At 70.6% G+C, this 15,264-nt stretch carries 19 protein-coding genes; 8 read left to right on the top strand and 11 right to left on the bottom strand.

What is annotated here, in order from left to right:
• The 6 genes from AC3WQA_RS10750 to AC3WQA_RS10725 all read left to right on the top strand — a co-directional run bounded on the left by AC3WQA_RS10750 (position 1) and on the right by AC3WQA_RS10725 (position 4,305).
• The gene (locus AC3WQA_RS10750) at positions 1–1,449 is read left to right on the top strand and encodes an efflux transporter outer membrane subunit (protein ID WP_492675046.1); all 1,449 of its coding nucleotides are present in this window, start codon (positions 1–3) and stop codon (positions 1,447–1,449) included.
• On the top strand, positions 1,446–2,114 hold the full coding sequence (locus AC3WQA_RS10745; protein WP_492675045.1) for an SDR family NAD(P)-dependent oxidoreductase: 669 nt from the start codon (positions 1,446–1,448) through the stop codon (positions 2,112–2,114). The genes AC3WQA_RS10750 and AC3WQA_RS10745 overlap by 4 nt, the downstream gene beginning before the upstream one ends.
• A 236-nt stretch (positions 2,115–2,350) precedes the next feature.
• A complete protein-coding gene (locus AC3WQA_RS10740; protein WP_492675044.1) occupies positions 2,351–2,692 on the top strand; it encodes an ArsR/SmtB family transcription factor in 342 nt (113 codons plus the stop codon).
• The gene (locus AC3WQA_RS10735) at positions 2,689–3,177 is read left to right on the top strand and encodes an ArsI/CadI family heavy metal resistance metalloenzyme (RefSeq protein ID WP_492675043.1); all 489 of its coding nucleotides are present in this window, start codon (positions 2,689–2,691) and stop codon (positions 3,175–3,177) included. The genes AC3WQA_RS10740 and AC3WQA_RS10735 overlap by 4 nt, the downstream gene beginning before the upstream one ends.
• Positions 3,178–3,232: 55 nt before the next feature.
• On the top strand, positions 3,233–3,616 hold the full coding sequence (locus tag AC3WQA_RS10730; protein WP_492675042.1) for an arsenate reductase ArsC: 384 nt from the start codon (positions 3,233–3,235) through the stop codon (positions 3,614–3,616).
• Entirely contained in the window at positions 3,616–4,305 is a 690-nt protein-coding gene (locus AC3WQA_RS10725) for an aquaporin (RefSeq protein ID WP_492675041.1), read from the top strand. The genes AC3WQA_RS10730 and AC3WQA_RS10725 overlap by 1 nt, the downstream gene beginning before the upstream one ends.
• A 28-nt stretch (positions 4,306–4,333) precedes the next feature.
• Here the strand turns inward: AC3WQA_RS10725 and AC3WQA_RS10720 are convergent, their stop codons facing one another.
• The 6 genes from AC3WQA_RS10720 to AC3WQA_RS10695 all read right to left on the bottom strand — a co-directional run bounded on the left by AC3WQA_RS10720 (position 4,334) and on the right by AC3WQA_RS10695 (position 7,536).
• Positions 4,334–5,473, bottom strand: coding sequence for an AI-2E family transporter (locus tag AC3WQA_RS10720; RefSeq protein ID WP_492675040.1), 1,140 nt, complete (start codon positions 5,471–5,473; stop codon positions 4,334–4,336).
• Positions 5,470–5,760, bottom strand: a complete 291-nt coding sequence (locus tag AC3WQA_RS10715; RefSeq protein ID WP_492675039.1) for a hypothetical protein — start codon at positions 5,758–5,760, stop codon at positions 5,470–5,472. The genes AC3WQA_RS10720 and AC3WQA_RS10715 overlap by 4 nt, the downstream gene beginning before the upstream one ends.
• Positions 5,757–6,209, bottom strand: a complete 453-nt coding sequence (locus tag AC3WQA_RS10710; protein WP_492675038.1) for an ABC transporter ATP-binding protein — start codon at positions 6,207–6,209, stop codon at positions 5,757–5,759. Before AC3WQA_RS10710 ends, AC3WQA_RS10715 begins: the two co-directional genes overlap by 4 nt.
• An 8-nt stretch (positions 6,210–6,217) precedes the next feature.
• Positions 6,218–6,580 (bottom strand): ElaB/YgaM/YqjD family protein, encoded by a 363-nt coding sequence (locus tag AC3WQA_RS10705; protein WP_492675037.1) that lies wholly within the window; start codon positions 6,578–6,580, stop codon positions 6,218–6,220.
• A gap of 73 nt (positions 6,581–6,653) precedes the next feature.
• Entirely contained in the window at positions 6,654–6,809 is a 156-nt protein-coding gene (locus AC3WQA_RS10700; protein ID WP_492675036.1) for a DUF1328 domain-containing protein, read from the bottom strand.
• Positions 6,810–6,921: 112 nt separating this feature from the next.
• Positions 6,922–7,536 (bottom strand): YbhB/YbcL family Raf kinase inhibitor-like protein, encoded by a 615-nt coding sequence (locus AC3WQA_RS10695; RefSeq protein WP_492675035.1) that lies wholly within the window; start codon positions 7,534–7,536, stop codon positions 6,922–6,924.
• A 104-nt stretch (positions 7,537–7,640) separates the two neighbouring features.
• Between AC3WQA_RS10695 and AC3WQA_RS10690 the strand changes: the two genes are divergently transcribed.
• Complete coding sequence (locus tag AC3WQA_RS10690) at positions 7,641–9,116, top strand: AAA family ATPase (protein ID WP_492675034.1); 1,476 nt, start codon at positions 7,641–7,643, stop codon at positions 9,114–9,116.
• 57 nt (positions 9,117–9,173) lie between these two features.
• Here AC3WQA_RS10690 and AC3WQA_RS10685 read toward each other — a convergent pair whose 3' ends face one another.
• The 3 genes from AC3WQA_RS10685 to AC3WQA_RS10675 are packed head-to-tail and all read right to left on the bottom strand — an operon-like array spanning position 9,174 to position 11,482.
• The gene (locus tag AC3WQA_RS10685; protein ID WP_492675033.1) at positions 9,174–10,178 is read right to left on the bottom strand and encodes a YheT family hydrolase; all 1,005 of its coding nucleotides are present in this window, start codon (positions 10,176–10,178) and stop codon (positions 9,174–9,176) included.
• Complete coding sequence (locus AC3WQA_RS10680) at positions 10,175–10,975, bottom strand: lysophospholipid acyltransferase family protein (protein ID WP_492675032.1); 801 nt, start codon at positions 10,973–10,975, stop codon at positions 10,175–10,177. The genes AC3WQA_RS10685 and AC3WQA_RS10680 overlap by 4 nt, the downstream gene beginning before the upstream one ends.
• A gap of 12 nt (positions 10,976–10,987) precedes the next feature.
• Positions 10,988–11,482: an Lrp/AsnC family transcriptional regulator gene (locus tag AC3WQA_RS10675; protein ID WP_492675031.1), complete on the bottom strand. Its 495-nt coding sequence runs from the start codon at positions 11,480–11,482 to the stop codon at positions 10,988–10,990.
• Positions 11,483–11,610: 128 nt separating this feature from the next.
• Between AC3WQA_RS10675 and phhA the strand changes: the two genes are divergently transcribed.
• Positions 11,611–12,504, top strand: coding sequence for a phenylalanine 4-monooxygenase (gene phhA, locus AC3WQA_RS10670; protein WP_492675030.1), 894 nt, complete (start codon positions 11,611–11,613; stop codon positions 12,502–12,504).
• A gap of 45 nt (positions 12,505–12,549) precedes the next feature.
• Here phhA and AC3WQA_RS10665 read toward each other — a convergent pair whose 3' ends face one another.
• Positions 12,550–14,325 carry a DUF885 domain-containing protein gene (locus tag AC3WQA_RS10665; RefSeq protein ID WP_492675029.1) on the bottom strand — a complete coding sequence of 592 codons (1,776 nt, stop codon included), beginning with the start codon at positions 14,323–14,325 and terminating at the stop codon, positions 12,550–12,552.
• A 230-nt stretch (positions 14,326–14,555) separates the two neighbouring features.
• Positions 14,556–15,260 carry a helix-turn-helix transcriptional regulator gene (locus AC3WQA_RS10660; protein ID WP_492675028.1) on the bottom strand — a complete coding sequence of 235 codons (705 nt, stop codon included), beginning with the start codon at positions 15,258–15,260 and terminating at the stop codon, positions 14,556–14,558.
• Positions 15,261–15,264: the final 4 nt, after the last annotated feature.

The following is a 15,264-nucleotide window of genomic DNA, read 5'->3' as shown; positions in this document are numbered from 1 at the left end:
ATGAAGCACCTGCTCCGTAGTACCGCCCTGTTCGCCGCCCTCGCGCTCGCCGGTTGCGTCAGCGTGGGCCCGAACTACCACAAGCCGGCCACGCCGACCACGCAACTGCAGGAGCTCGACGCGGTGCGCGAAAGCGCCGCGCAGTTCCAGGCCGCGTGGTGGGAGCAGTTCGGCGACCCCACCCTCGATGCGCTGATCCAGCGCGCGGCGGCGAACAACCTCGACCTGCGCATCGCGGTGGCGCGCCTCGCCGAATCGCGCGCCCTGCTCGGCGGCGCGAAGTCGCAGTACCTGCCGGACATCCAGGCCGGCGCCTCGTATACGCGCAGCCGCGAGCAGACGCCCGGCCTCAGCGCCCGGCGCAACACGGTGACCGCCTACCAGGCCGGCTTCGACGCGAGCTGGGAGATCGACGTGTTCGGCGGCGTGCGCCGCTCGGTGGAAGCCGCGCACGCCGACCTCGGCGCCAGCGAGGCCGCGCTGCAGGATGCCCAGGTGAGCCTGTTCGCCGAGGTGGCGCGCAACTACTTCGACCTGCGCGGCACCCAGCAACGGCAGGACATCGCCCGGCGCGACATCGCCAACCAGCAGGACACGCTGAAGCTGATCCGCGCCCGCGCCGAGGTGGGCACCGCCTCGGACCAGGACGTGGCCAGCGTCGCGGCGCAACTGAGCGCGACGGAGGCGCAACTGCCCCTGCTCGACATCCAGGCACATGCGGACACCTACCGCCTCGCTGTGCTGCTGGGCGAACAGCCCGGCGCGCTCGACGTCGACGTGTCGCCGCAGACGTTCAAGCCGATCGACGCGGTGCTGCCGATCGGCGCTGCCGGCGACGTGCTGTCGCGCCGCCCCGACGTGCGCATCGCCGAACGCGAATACGCCGCCGCCAACGCGCGCATCGGCGTGGCCAAGGCGGATTTCTTCCCGCACCTCTCGCTGGGCGGCTTCCTCGGCTTCCTCGCCGGGCGCAGCAACGACTTCGGCAGCCCGTCCACCCGCGCCTGGTCGATTGCGCCCAGCATCACCTGGAACGGCCTCAACGTGCAGCGCGTGCGCGCCAACCTGCACGCCGCCGAGGCACGCGCGGACGCGGCCCAAGCGAACTACCAGCGCACCGTGCTGGAGGCGATCGAGGACGTCGACAACGCCGTGGTCGGCTATAACCTGCAGCACGACCGCGTCGAGAAGCTGATCGCGCAGGCGCAGCAGAGCCGCCGCGCCGCCGGGCTGGCCAAGGTGCGCTATGAGCAAGGCGCCACCGGCTATCTGGAACTCCTGGACGCCGAACGCGTGCAACTCGCCGCGGACGACGCATTGGCCCAGGCGCAGACCGCGATCGACACCCGCGCGGTGGCGCTGTACAAGGCGCTCGGCGGCGGCTGGCAGGCCTGCGGCGACGACACGCGCTGCGCACCGGTCGCCACTCCGGTGGCCGCGGTGCCATGAGCACGGCACGCCAGCGGGCGGCAACGGGCGTGCCGACAAGCTCGCCCGTGCATCGCGTGGCCCTGGTCACCGGGGCAAACCGCGGCCTGGGCTTCGAGGCGGCGCGGCAGATCGGCGGTGACGCCACCGCGGTGCCGCTCGACATCACCGATGCCGTGCAGATCGCCGAACTCGCCACCTGGATCGAACGCGAGCACGGCCGGCTCGACGTGCTGGTGAACAACGCCGGCGGCCATGCCGACCGCGAGGCGCGCACCGAGAGCAGCACCCCCGACGCCGTGCGCGCCGCGCTGGAGACGAACCTGCTCGGCGCCTGGCAGCTGTGCAGCGCACTGCTGCCGCTGATGCGCCGGCACCGCTACGGCCGCATCGTCAACGTCACCAGCGGTTGCGCCGGCAGCATGGCGCCCGACGCGAGCGGCTATCCCGCCTACCGCGTGTCCAAGGCCGCGCTCAACGCCTACACCCGCGCGCTCGCCGCTGAACTCGCCGGCAGCGGCATCCTGGTCAACGCAGTCTGTCCCGGCTGGGTCGCCACCGCACTGGGCGGCCCCGGCGGCGGCCCAGTGGAACGCGGCGCCGACGGCATCGTGGCCGCCGCCTGCCTGCCCGAGCCGGGCATCAACGGCGCACTGCTGCGCGACGGCCAGCGCATCGCGTGGTGACGCGCGCCATTTCCCGCGAATGCGGCACGCGCCAACGGCCGCCCACGTAGCCGAGCACGCCCGGGGAATTCCGCCAGCTCCCGATTGCCGGCGCGGTACTCACGATATCGCGCTAGCTGCGGGAAAACCTCCGCCGTGTTCCCAGCGACGCATCGATCCGGACCCTAAGCCGGGTCCGGTGACACGGAAAGCGGTCTTTGTTGACAAAGGTTCTATATTTCTGGAAATATGAAAACATGGAAACACCAGTCGCCCTCGCCGCCCTCGGTGCGCTCGGCCACGACACCCGCCTCGCCGCGTTCCGCCGGCTGGTGCAGGTCGGCCCGGCGGGCTTGGCGGTGGGCGAGCTGCGTGAACACCTGGATCTCCCCGCCGCCACCCTGAGCGCCCACCTCAACGTGCTGCGCGCCGCCGGGCTGGTCGAGGATCAGCGCGAGGGGCGGGTGATCCGCGTCCGCGCCAACTACCGGCAGATGAACGCACTGCTGGCCTACCTCACCGAGAACTGCTGCGCCGGCACCGCCGATTGCGGGCCGGCGACCACCTGCAAGCCGCGCCAGACCGGAGCCAAGCCATGAACCGATTCCACGTGCATCTCAACGTTGCCGACCTCGCCGGCAGCATCCGCTTCTACACACAGCTGTTCGCCGCGGAGCCCAGCGTGGTCAAGCACGACTACGCCAAGTGGATGCTGGAAGACCCGCGCGTCAACTTCGCGATCTCCAGCACCGGCCGCGCGCCGGGCGTCGACCACCTCGGCCTGCAGGTCGACAGCGCCGACGAACTCGCCGCACTCGGGGCTCGCCTGGACGCCGCCGGCGGCAGCGTGGTGCCGGAGGCCGGCGCCATCTGCTGCTATGCCCGCTCGGACAAATTGTGGACCGAAGACCCGCAAGGTACGCGTTGGGAAAGCTTCCACACCGTCGGCGACGCCACGACCTATGCCGCCGCCGGCGCGGCCTGCGCGACCGACGGAGCGACCTGCACACCGGGCGGGCGCGCGACGAAGCCGAAGGTCGACAAAGGCGGCACCTGCTGCGCGCCGAATTCCGGCTGCTGCTGAGAGCGGCAAGGCGCACCTTTCCCTTCCAGCATCCCCATGCCATGAGCCCGTCCCGATGAAACGCATCCTGTTTGTCTGCATCGAGAACGCCAACCGCAGCCAGATGGCCGAAGCCTTCGCGCGCATCCATGGTGGCGCGGCGGTCGAAGCACTGAGCGCCGGTTCGGCGCCATCCGGCCGGATCAACCCGAAGGCGGTGCGTTTCATGGCCGAACTGGGCTACGACCTGGGCACGCATGCGTCGAAGTCGCTCGCCGAGATCGACGGCGAATTCGATGCCGTCGTCACCATGGGCTGCGGCGACAGCTGCCCGTGGGTGCCGGCGCGGCGGCGCGAGGACTGGCAACTGCCCGACCCGAAGCACCTGGACGACGACGGTTATCGCGCGGTGCGCGACGAGATCGCCGCCCGCGTCCGCCGTCTGCTGGCGACACTGTGATGCCGCTGTCGCGCCGACTGCTCGCCGAATTCCTCGGTACCTGCGCGCTGCTCGCCACGGTGGTGGGTTCCGGCATCATGGGCATGGCGATGTCCGGCGGCAACGGCGGCATCGCGCTGCTGGCGAACGCCACCGCGACCGCCGGCATCCTGTACGTGCTGATCGCCGTGCTCGGCCCGATCTCCGGCGCGCACTTCAACCCCGCGGTGAGCCTGGCGCTGCGCCTGCGCGGCGAACTCGACACGCGCGAGGCGCTGGCCTACGTCGCGGTGCAGCTCATCGCCGCGGTCGGCGGCGTGCTGCTGGCCCACGCCATGTTCGGCCAGCCGCTGCTGCAGCCCGGCACGCATGCCCGCAGCGGCGCCGCGCAGTGGCTGAGCGAGGGTGTGGCCACCGCCGGCCTGCTGCTCACCATCCTGCTCGGCGCGCGTGCCCGGCCGGCGGCGATGCCGGCGCTGGTCGCCAGCTACATCTTCGCGGCCTACTGGTTCACCGCCAGCACCTCGTTCGCCAACCCCGCGGTCACCGTGGCGCGGGCGCTGACCCGTACGTTCGCCGGCATCCGGCCCGCCGATGTGCCGGGCTTCGTGCTGGCCCAACTGGCCGGCACGGCGGTGGCGCTGCTCGTGGCGCACCTGCTGCATGATCGATCCACGGCCGCGGGATGCCCTTCGCCACGCGAGGACTGACGCGGCGGCGCCGTGGCCGCCCAGACGCCTAGCGCTGCACGATGCGCGCGAACCACGCCCCGCCGCGCACGTGTTCGGCAATCAGCTTGGCGCTGGTGAGCATGGGCACGGCGAGCAGCGCGCCGGGCACTCCCCACAGCCAGCCCCAGACCAAGAGCCAGATCAGGATGGCGATGGGCGACAGCCGCATGCGCCGGCCCAGGATCAGCGGCGTCACCACGTTGCCCTCCAGGCCGCTCAGGCCGGCAAAGCACAAGGCCGGCAGCACGGCCTGGCCCAGCGCGGCGTCGTGGGCCAGGCCCACCAGCAGCAACACGCCGGTGGTGACGATGGCGCCCACGTAGGGGATGAAGTTGGCGAACATCGCCACCGCGCCCCACAGCAGCGGATCGGGCAGATGCAGCAGCCACAGCAGGGCGGCGGTGAGCGCGCCCAGGGCGAAGTTGATGGTGAGCGTGGTGAGGATGTAGCGCGACACCTCGCCCTGGATGCCGCGCACCACCACCACCGCCTGGCGCTTGCGGCCGAAGCCCGGCGCGATCTCCACCAGCCGGCGCAGCAAGAGCTCACCGTAGACCAGAAAGAAGAACACCAGCAGCAGCACGGTGAGCACCGCCGCCAGCACCGGCGGCGCGCTGGAAACCACGTCCCACGCGCTCACCGCCACGTCGACCGGCTGCCGCCGCGCGCGCACCGGATGGCCGTTCACCAGAGCTTGGGTGGCGAGGTTGGCGGCATCCAGCGGGCGGGTGAGGTGTTCGAGCTTGGGTACGAAGCCGCGCAGGGTGCGCGGCACCTCGTGAACCCAGTCCAGCGCCGGTGGTGTGAGCAGGCCGATGCCGGCGCCGATGCCGCCGACCAGGGCCAGCATCAACACGCTGGCGACCAGCCAGCGCGGCAGTCCGTGGCGCGCGCCGAAGGCCACGATGGGATTGAGCGCCAGCCCGATGAAGGCGGCCAGCACCAGCGGAATCAGCAGCGTCTTGCACAGCGTGGCGGTGTACAGCAGCGCCAGCAACAGCAGCACCTGCAGCAGCACGCGGATCGCGCGCAGGTGGCGCCGCGCGCCGCGTACGCGCGGCTGTCCGGCCGGCGGGCGCGGCGGCGACCCACCGGTCTGGAACGACGGCGCGACGGCCACGTCGAGGGCGTCCGCTGGGGTATTCATGTGTCCGTATCGCCCCCGGCGCCCGGCGCGCTGGCCAGCCGGATGGCTTGCGCCAGCGCCTCGGCCAAGCCGCCACCCAGCAGCCCACGCCAGCCCGCCATGCGCGGCAGGCGCAGGTCGAGACCGCCCAGCAGCAGGCCCACGCCGCCGATGACGCCCAGCGCGACGAGGGGATGGCGCCGTCCGCACGCAAGCAGGGCCGCCGCCGGGGCGGCCAGCGCCGCACGCCGCGTCTGCGCCTGCGCCCGCGCGGCACGTACCGCCCCGATGTGCTGCCAGAGCCTCATGCGTCATTGCCCTTCGTATCGGCATCGCGGCCAGCGCGCGGGCCTGCCGTGGCGGCCTGCCATGCCGCGCGCCACTCCTGCCGCGTAGCTGGCAGGCTCATCCAGCGCAGGCAACGCCGGAACAGCATGATCGACGCCGCCAGCAGCACGATTTGCAGCAGCGCCAGCACGGCCAGCGCCGCCACCCAGGAATGCAGGCCCGCGGCCAGCACGACCGCCAGCAGACCCAGCAAGGTGAGGCCCAGCGCCACCGCGAACACGACGGCGGCCAGCGCCGCCGCCAGCCACCATGCCAGCGCGCTGCGTGCCAGCCCCAGCTCGGCATGCAGCAACTGCCGCTGCGCCGCCAGCCAGTGGCGCAGCGCACCGGCCAGGCGCGTGCCCTCATCCAGCACCGACGCCTCCGGCGGCGCCTCGTCCGGCGGCGGCGCGGCGGTGGACGGCTGCACGCGCCGACTCAGCGCCGCAGCAGCCGGCCGATCAGCCAGCCCGCCGCCAGCGCGATCGCCACCGACTGCACTGGCTTCTCGCGCACGTAGTCGCGCACCCCGCCCAGCCAGACGTCGGCGCGTTCCAGCGCGGCGTCGCGCGCGGCACGGCCACGCGCGGCGGCCTCGTCCAGCGTGTCGTCCACGCGGTGCGCGCCGGCGGCGGCCTGGTCGGTGGCGCGGTGCAAGGTTTCCTCCACGTGCCCGGCGGCCCGCTCCACGGCATCGCGGGTGCCTTGGATGACGCTGGAGGTGGCCTGCTTGATCCGCTCGGCACCGGTATCGATGCGGTTGGCGGCAGCGCCGCCGGGGCTTGCTGGCTGATCGTTCATGTCGCGGCTCCACATGGCAGACGCATAGCATGCCGATTCGCCGCGCGCAGCGCCATGGCCCGCTTGCGCAGGTTCACTTTGCGCGGCGCAGGAAAGCAACCACGGCCAGACCGAGGAACACCGCGCACAGCACCTTCGACACCTCGGCGGCCACACCGGCAAAGCCGCCGAAACCCAGTACGGCGGCAATCAGGGCGACGATGAAGAAAACCAGGGCGTAGTGCAGCATGCGTACGGTCCGTGCGGCGAACGACAGTCGCGCGCAGTGGCGCGACTACCTGCCATTTACCTACAACGCCCGCCATCCGGGCGTGAAGAGTCGGCCCGGAACGTGCGCCACATCACACGGGGCGGATCGCGTAGGTGCCGGTCAGCGTGGCCGAAGCCAGCACCTGACCGTCCATCGCCGCGCGCAGCTGCGCCAGGGTGAAGCCGGGCGACAGCGGCAAGGCGTCCACGGCGAGCGCATGCACGGCGAAGTGGTAGTGGTGCACGAGGCTGTCGTTCCACGGCGGGCACGGGCCGTCGTAGCCGCGATAGTCGCCGGCCATGTCGGCATCGCCGGCGAACCAGCCGGTGTAGTCGTTCACGCCCTGCACGCTGCCCGGTGGGCCGAAGGGTTCGCGCTTGCCACGCGGCGTGATGCCGTCGCTGCACGCGCCTTCGGCCAGCTCGCCGCATTCGGCGGGGATGTTCGCCATCAGCCAGTGCACAAACTCCACGCGCGGCAGCTCGGCCGGCACGGTGCGCCCCACCTGGTTCACGTCGTCGCCACGGCTGGGCACGTCCACGTCGATGCAGGTGAGCACGAAGGAGCGCGTGCCTGCCGGCGCGTCCCGCCAGGCCAGGTGCGGGCTGCGGTTGTCCGACAGCGCCACCGGCGCGCCGGGCTTGCCGAAGGCGTTGGCGGCGGGAATCGGCTGGCCGTCCGCGAAATTGTCGCTGCGTAGCTGCATGGCTTGCCTCGTGACGTGGTGTTGGGGGCTCGGGACTCGGGAAAGCATGCCGCCGCCCGCCCATCCCCACAGGCATTACCATGGCGCCCTTGCCCGGAGGACGCATGAGCGAGCTGCAAGACCTTACCACCCTGGTGCGTGCGGCCACGCCGCTGCTGGTGATCGAGACGGTGGACGAACAGCGCGTGATCGAGTGCTTCCGCCACGTGATCGCGCAGTCGCTGCATCCGCTGTGGCGCTGGACGCTCACCACCGGCCTCGCCCGCCTCGACTTCGCCCAATCGGAACCGGCGGCGGCGGCCGACGTCACCAGCACGCTGGAGGCGGTTCGCGGCGCCTCCGAACGCGGCATCTACCTGCTGTTCGACTTCCACGGCCTGCTCGGCTACGCGATGAGCCAGCGCCTGCTGCGCGAGATCGTGCAGCGCCAGCGCTCGGCCTCGCACACCATCGTGCTGGTGGGCGCCAAGGTGGAGCTGCCGGCCGACCTGGAAGCACTGGCGCTGCGCGTGCCGCTGGCGCTGCCCGACCTCAAGGAACTGGCCGCGATCATGCGCGGCGAGGCGCTGGCCTGGCAGCGCGAGCAGGGCCGCCGCATCGAGGTGGACAACGAGGCTGCGCGCACCATCGTGCGCAACCTGCTGGGCCTGTCCGCGCCGGACGCGCGGCGCATCGTGCGCAAGCTGATCTACAACGACGGTGCGCTGGGCCCGCAGGATCTGCCCGAGCTGATGCAGTCCAAGTTCGACCTGCTGAACCGCTCGGGCCTGCTGCACTACGAATACGCCACCGCCAACTTCGCCGACATCGCCGGCATCGCGCGCGTGCGCGAGTGGGTGAAGCTGCGCCGCGCGGTGTTCCTCGCCGCCACGCCCGATCCCCGGCTCGATCCGCCCAAGGGCATGCTGCTGCTGGGCGTGCAAGGCTGCGGCAAGAGCCTCGCGGCGAAGGCCATCGCCGGCGGCTTCGGCGTGCCGCTGGTGCGGCTGGATTTCGGCGCGCTGTACGACAAGTACCAAGGCGAGACGGAGAAGAACCTGCGCGAGGCGCTGGCCAGCACCGAACTGCTGGCGCCCTGCGTGCTGTGGATCGACGAAATCGAAAAGGGCCTGGCCGGCGGCGGCGAGGACGGCGGCGTGTCGCGCCGCGTGCTGGGCTACCTGCTGACCTGGATGGCCGAGCGCAAGTCCAAGGTCTTCGTGGTGGCCACCGCCAACGCGGTGACGGAACTGCCCGCCGAACTGCTGCGCAAGGGCCGCTTCGACGAAATCTTCTTCGTCGACCTGCCCGCCGAAGCAGTGCGCGCGGAGATCTTCGCCATGCACCTGGTGCGGCGCCAGCTCGATCCCAAGGGCTACGACCTGCCCGCGCTGGCCGCCGCCAGCGATGGCTTCTCCGGCGCGGAGATCGAACAGGCCATCGTCAGCGCGCTGTACGCCGCCGCCGGCCAGGCCGGCGGCCCGGATCAAGCCGCCCTGCTCGACGCACTGCACACCACCCGCCCGCTCTCCGTGTTGATGCACGAACAGGTCGCCGCGCTGCGCGCCTGGGCGCAAGGCCGCTGCGTGGCGGCGGATTGACGGATGCGGCAGACCTCAGCCACGGCATGGCCGCCGTAGGAGCGCGCTGGCGCGCTCCTACCTGCCGGCCACCGCGTTGAACCGTGCCGCGATGTAGTCGTCGGTGAAGCTCACCATGTTGCGACCGCTGATGAAGCCGCAGTGGCCGCCGTGTTCGGCGATTTCCAGCTCCACGTTGGGCGGCAGGTCGAGTTTCTCGAAGGCGTCCACCGGGATCACCGGGTCGTCGCGCGCGGTGAGGATGGTGACCGGCAGGTGCAGCGCCTGGAGCGCGCTGCCGGCCACCGAATAGCCGTCCAGATACTGTTCGAGGCTGCCGAAGTCGGTGTGCCGGCGCACCAGCGATTCGGTGAGCCCGCGCAGGTCGCGCTTGAGTTCCGCCATTTCGAAATAGCGATGCTGCGGAAACGCCTTCTGCTTCTTGAGCAGCGAGTGCCGCCACTTGTGCATGAAGTAGGCCTGGTAGAACCAGGGCGCGGCTTCCTCCAGCGAGAACAGGCCTTCGGCCGGGTCGATGATGGGGCACACCGCCAGCGCGTAGGCCAGCGGAATGCCGGCGCGCGGCGCCTCGATCGCCGCGCGCAGCGCGAAGTTGCCGCCCAGCGAGAAGCCGGCCAGCGCCAGCGGGCGCGTCGGCCAGCGCTGCGCGATGTCGGCCAGCGCATGCACCACCTCGTCCAGCCGGCAGGAGTGGAACAGCGCCTCGTTCAGATCATGGCTGTCGCCGTGGTCGCGGAAATTGAGCCGGAACACGTCCCAGCCGTCGGCGAGCAGGCGGCTGCCGGTCTGCAGCACGTAGGTGGAGTCCACGCTGCCTTCCCAGCCGTGGAACAGCACGGCCAGGCCGCGCGCCTGCGGCCGGCCGCGCTGCGCGGTGTAGGCGCCGGAGAGGCGCACGCCGTTGCCGCCGTCCACCAGCACCGGCTCGGCACCCTGCTGCACCCGCCGCGCGCGGCGCGGCAGCAGCAGGCGGCGGATGCCGCTGGAAGAAAGCATGGTCTGCAGGTGGCCGCTGGTGAGCGGCCAGGACGGCTGGAAGTCCGCGCCGCGCGGCAGGCTCATGCGGCGCGATCCTCCAGCGCGGCGGCGATCCGCTCGCGGGAGAGCTCGGCCATCTTGCGGCGCGCATCGGGGCTGGCCGGCACCGTGGCGAGGAAGTGCACCTCGGCATCCATCGGCGGATTGCCGAGCAGGCGCAGGAAATTGGCGAAGAAGCTCTCGTGCTCGCGGAAGCCGGCGTCGCGCTCGCGGCGGCCGGCGCGCGCGAAGCGCAGTGCCACCGGCTGCACGGCGGCCCCGGCGTCCAGCGCGGCCTGGAAGATGCGCGCGTGGAATACCTTGAGCTCGCCGTCGTGGCTGGTGCCGCCCTCGGGGAACACCGCCACCGCGTGGCCTTCGCGCAGGCGTTCCACCATCGCCTGCATCACCGCGCTCAGCGAATGATTGTTGCCGCGCCGATGGAAGATGGTGCCGCCGCCCTTGGCCAGCCAGCCCACCAGCGGCCAGCCGGCGATTTCGGCCTTGGCCACGAAGCAGACCGCACGCTGCGAATGCAGCAGCACGATGTCGATCCACGAGGTGTGGTTGGCCACGAACAGCACCGGATCGGCCAGCGGCTGGCCCACGCGCACCGAACGCATGCCGAAGATGCGCAGCAGGCCCTTGGCCCACAGGCGGATCAGGCGGTGCGGCAGCGGCTCGCGGCCATCCTGCATCACGCGGTGCTGGTTCCAGCTCATCACCAGCCCGGCCAGCGCGATCGCCAGCACGATGTGGACGAGCAGCAGCGGCACGCGCCAGAGGTAGCGCAGCGGCCGCAGGTAGTCCCGGGTGGTCTGGTGGGTGGTGGCGGTATCCATCGGCCGCCTAGTCTAGCGGCTGCCGCCCACAACATGCTGCGCCCGCGACAGCGGCAGCGCGGGCGAGCGTTTCACCGTACGCAGCACGAAGCTGGAGTTGACGTCGGCCACCCCGGCGGCATTCAGCAGGTGGTCGAGCAGGAAGCGCGAGAAATCGGCGAGATCGGCCACGTAGACGTGCAGCAGGTAGTCCATGTCGCCGGTGAGCGCATGGCAGGCCACCACCTCGTCCCAGCCATTGACGCAATCCACGAAGCGCTCGATCACCGCCGCCTCGTGCTTCACCAGCTGCACGCGCACGAAGGCCTGCAGGCCCAGACCCACTGCCTGCGGCTCGATCCGCGCGGCATAGCCGGCGATCACGCCGTCCGTCTCCAGCCGCTGCAGGCGGCGCAGGCAGGCCGAGGGCGACAGGTTCACCCGTTCGGCCAGCTCGGCATTGGTGATGCGCCCTTCCGTCTGCAGCACCGCGAGCAGGCGCAGATCCGTACGATCCAGCGTGGCCATGCATGAAACCTCGGTTTCGAATCATATTTGCGCAATGATATTGCGCAAAAGACCACCTTGCATGCAAGCAAACAATCTTCGTGCATCGGCTTGCGCCTATGCTGGCACGGTCACTCCCGGAGCCCGCCATGAACGCCGTCACGCCCCGCAAGATCGAGCACCAGCAGACCGACCGCGGCTATATCCCGGTCTACGCCACCGGCGTGGTGGAACAGCCCTGGGCGAGCTACACGCGCACCGACCACGCGGTGTGGGACAGCTTGTTCAAGCGCCAGCGCGAGTTGCTGCCCGAGCGCGCCTGCGCGGAATTCCTCGATGGCGTGCAGCGCTTCGGCCTGGGCAACGGTGGCATCCCGAAATTCGAGGACATCACCCGCCTGCTGCGCCGGACCACCGGCTGGGAGCTGGTGGCGGTGGAAGGCCTGTTGCCGGACGAGGTGTTCTTCGACCACCTCGCCCACCGCCGCTTCCCGGTGAGCTGGTGGATACGCAAGCCCGAGCAACTCGACTACCTCAGCGAGCCGGATCTGTTCCACGACCTGTTCGGCCACGTGCCGCTGCTGCTCAACCCGGTGTTCGCCGACTACATGCAGGCCTACGGCCAGGGTGGCATGAAGGCCTTCGGCATCGGCCCCGAGGCGCTGATGAACCTCACCCGCCTGTACTGGTACACGGTGGAGTTCGGCCTCATCCACACCGGCGCGGGCATGCGCATCTACGGCGCCGGCATCCTGAGTTCCAAGGGCGAGTCGATCTACAGCCTGGACGCGGCCGCGCCCAACCGCATCGGCTTCGACCTCTCGCGCGTGATGAGCACGCGCTACAAGATCGACACGTTCCAGCAAACCTACTTCGTGATCGACAACTTCGAGCAACTGTTCGAAGCCACTCGCCCCGACTTCACGCCGATCTACGCCGGGCTCAAGACCACCCCCGCCCATGCCGCCGCCGACGTGCTGGACAGCGACCGCGTGTTTCAGCGCGGCACGCGGGAAGGCTTTGCCACCGACGCGGATACCTGAGCAACGACGAGTCTTGCGCGGGGCTCGCCGTGCAAGACTGGGGTGTCATGGCCGCTGCGCGTGGCCGTCGTCCGGCTCTGGCCCACCGTCCTTGATGAAGCGGTCGATGCGCGCCTCCAGCACCGGCAAGGGCACCGAGCCGGTGGAGAGCACGGTGTCGTGGAAGGCGCGCAGGTCGAACTTGCCGCCCAACGCCTGTTCCGCCTTGGCGCGCAGCTTCAGGATGGTGAGGAAGCCCAGCTCGTAGCTGTCGGCCTGGCCGGGCCAGCTGATGTAGCGATCCACCTCGTTGGCGATTTCCAGCGGACTCAGCGCGGTGTTCCCGGTCAGGTAATCGATGGCCTGCTGGCGCGTCCAGCCGAGGTGGTGGATGCCGGTGTCGACCACCAGGCGGCAGGCGCGCCACATCTGGTAGGTGAGGTAGCCGAACTGCTTGTACGGCGTGTCGTAAATGCCCATCTCGTTGCCGAGGTATTCCGCGTACAGGCCCCAGCCCTCGCCGTAGGCGGAGATGTAGCCGTCGCGGCGGAACGCGGGGAAGTGGTGCTGCTCCTCGGCCAGCTCTAATTGCAGCGCATGCCCGGGATAGCTCTCGTGCAGGGTCAGCGCCGGCATGTTGTAGAGCGCCCGCGAGGGCAGGTCGTAGGTGTTGACCAGATAGACGTCCGGGCCGCCGCGGCCCGAGGTGTAGTACGGCGCGATGGCGGCCGGCACCGGTTCGATGGTGAAGCGCTCGCGCGGCAGGTGGCCGAACAACTTGCCGACCTGGCCGTCCACCTGCTTGGCCACCCAGGCGGTCTTGTCGAGCAGCTCCTGCGGCGTTCTGGCGTAGAACTGCGGGTCGCTGCGCAGGTAGTGCAGGAAGTCGGCGAAGCTGCCCTGGAAACCGGTCTGCTGCATCACCGCCAGCATCTGCGCGTGGATCTTCGCCACCTGCTCCAGGCCGAGCTGGTGGATCTGGTCGGGCGAGAGATCCAGCGTGGTGTATTCGCGGAGCTGCTGGCGGTAATAGGCCTGGCCGTCGGGCAGCGCCTCGGCGGCGAGCGTGCTGCGCGCCTGCGGCACGTAGTCGTCGTCGAAGAACTTCAGCAGCTTCGCGTAGGCGGGGATCACCGCGTCGCGGATGCATCGCTGTGCCTCGCCGCGCAAGGCCTGCGCCTGGTCGGCGGGGATCGTCTCGGGCAGGTGCTTGAACGGTGCGTAGAAGCTGGCCGCAGTGGGGTCTTTCAAGCCGGCCACAGCGGCGATGGAGCGGTCACGGCCCTGCAGCACTTCGCGCGGCACGCTGAAGCCGCGCGCAAGGCCCAGCCGCATGTTGGCGATCTGCTGGTCGAAGTAGCGCGGTATCTGGCCGAGGCGATCGAGGTACTTGCGGTAGTCGGCCGCCGTGCGCAGGTGGTCGCCGCCCAGCTGGTAGTCCACGTCGCTCCAGAACGCCGAATCGCTATTGAATGGCATCTGCCACTGCTTGAACTGCTGGTCGGCGATGAAGTTGCGGATCTGCTCGCGGTACACCGCGTAGTTCACCTGGTTGGCCGGCGTGAGCCGCTTGGCGTCGATGGCATCGAGCCGCGCCATCACCTGCTTCCAGTGGTCGAGCCGCCGCTGCTGGCTGGCGGCGTCCACGTCATCGAGGCGGCCATTGTCCGGCTGCGCTTCGCCCGAGGCGCTGATGCCGGCCTGGCCGGTGCGCCACGCCCACTCGGCGGTGTAGATGGCGGTGAAGCGCGCATCGGCGCCAGCAACAACGGCCTGTGCCGACGGCAGGCCGGCAGTGAAGGCCAACGCCGTTGCGGCAACCAGCAGCAGGGTCTTGTACACGGGGAGTCCTCACGGTTTCGTGGCCAACGGCGCCGCATGCCTGAGCGCGCAACCGTCGCACCGTCCCACGTCGTGGCCGCGCATGCAATGCGGCGAAGGTCATGCCGTCGCGGCATGCGGTCCGGCGCCGACGGAAAATCCGCCGCCGCTCAGCGTCCGTGAAAACTCGAACACCGTCGCGAGGGCGTTCGGCGGCAGCCGCAGTAGACAGGCGGTTTTTCCACAGGCTCTCAGTTCATGCCCGCGCGATCGCCGCCCACCACGCGCAGGTAGTCGTCGAGGCCGCGGCCCGGCACCTCGGCGAAGGTCTCGCCGGTGGCTTCGCTGGCGTGGATGCGATCGGGGCGGAAGTTGCGGAAGTCCCGGCGCAGCCGGCACCACGCGCCCAGCGTCCACTTGCCGCCCCAGAACGCGAGGCACAGCGGCTCCACGTCGCGCAGGCTGGGCTGGCCGCCCTCGTCGCGGTAGTCCAGCCGCAGCACGTGACGCCGCTCGATGGCGGCATGCAGGCGGTCGATCAGCAGCGCGAAATCGGTGCGGCCCTGGTCGCGCCACACCGGCGCGTAGATGCGCGTGCGTGCGGCGCGCTCACGCAGCTCGGGCGGCAGCACGGCTTCGATCTTCAGCAGCGCCGCCTGCGCCCCGGCGGCGAGCCGGTCGCCCGCGAAGGCACGCACGAAGCGCGTGCCGACCACCAGCGATTCGAGTTCGTCGGCGGTGAACATCAGCGGCGGGATGTCCGAACCTTTGCGCAGCACGTAGCCGACGCCGGCCTCGCCCTCGATCGGCACGCCGGAGCGCTGCAGGTCGGCGACGTCGCGGTACACCGTGCGCAGCGACACGCCCAGCGTCTGCGCGAGCGTGCGCGCCTGCAGCGCGGTGCGGCGGCCGCGCAGGGCGTGGATGATGAGGAACAGGCGGTCGGCGCGGCGCATGCGG

Source organism: Rhodanobacter sp. FW106-PBR-R2A-2-24 (genome assembly GCF_058789615.1).
Note: the sequence above shows the minus strand (reverse complement) of the source record. Positions and strands in the feature narration are given on the sequence as shown.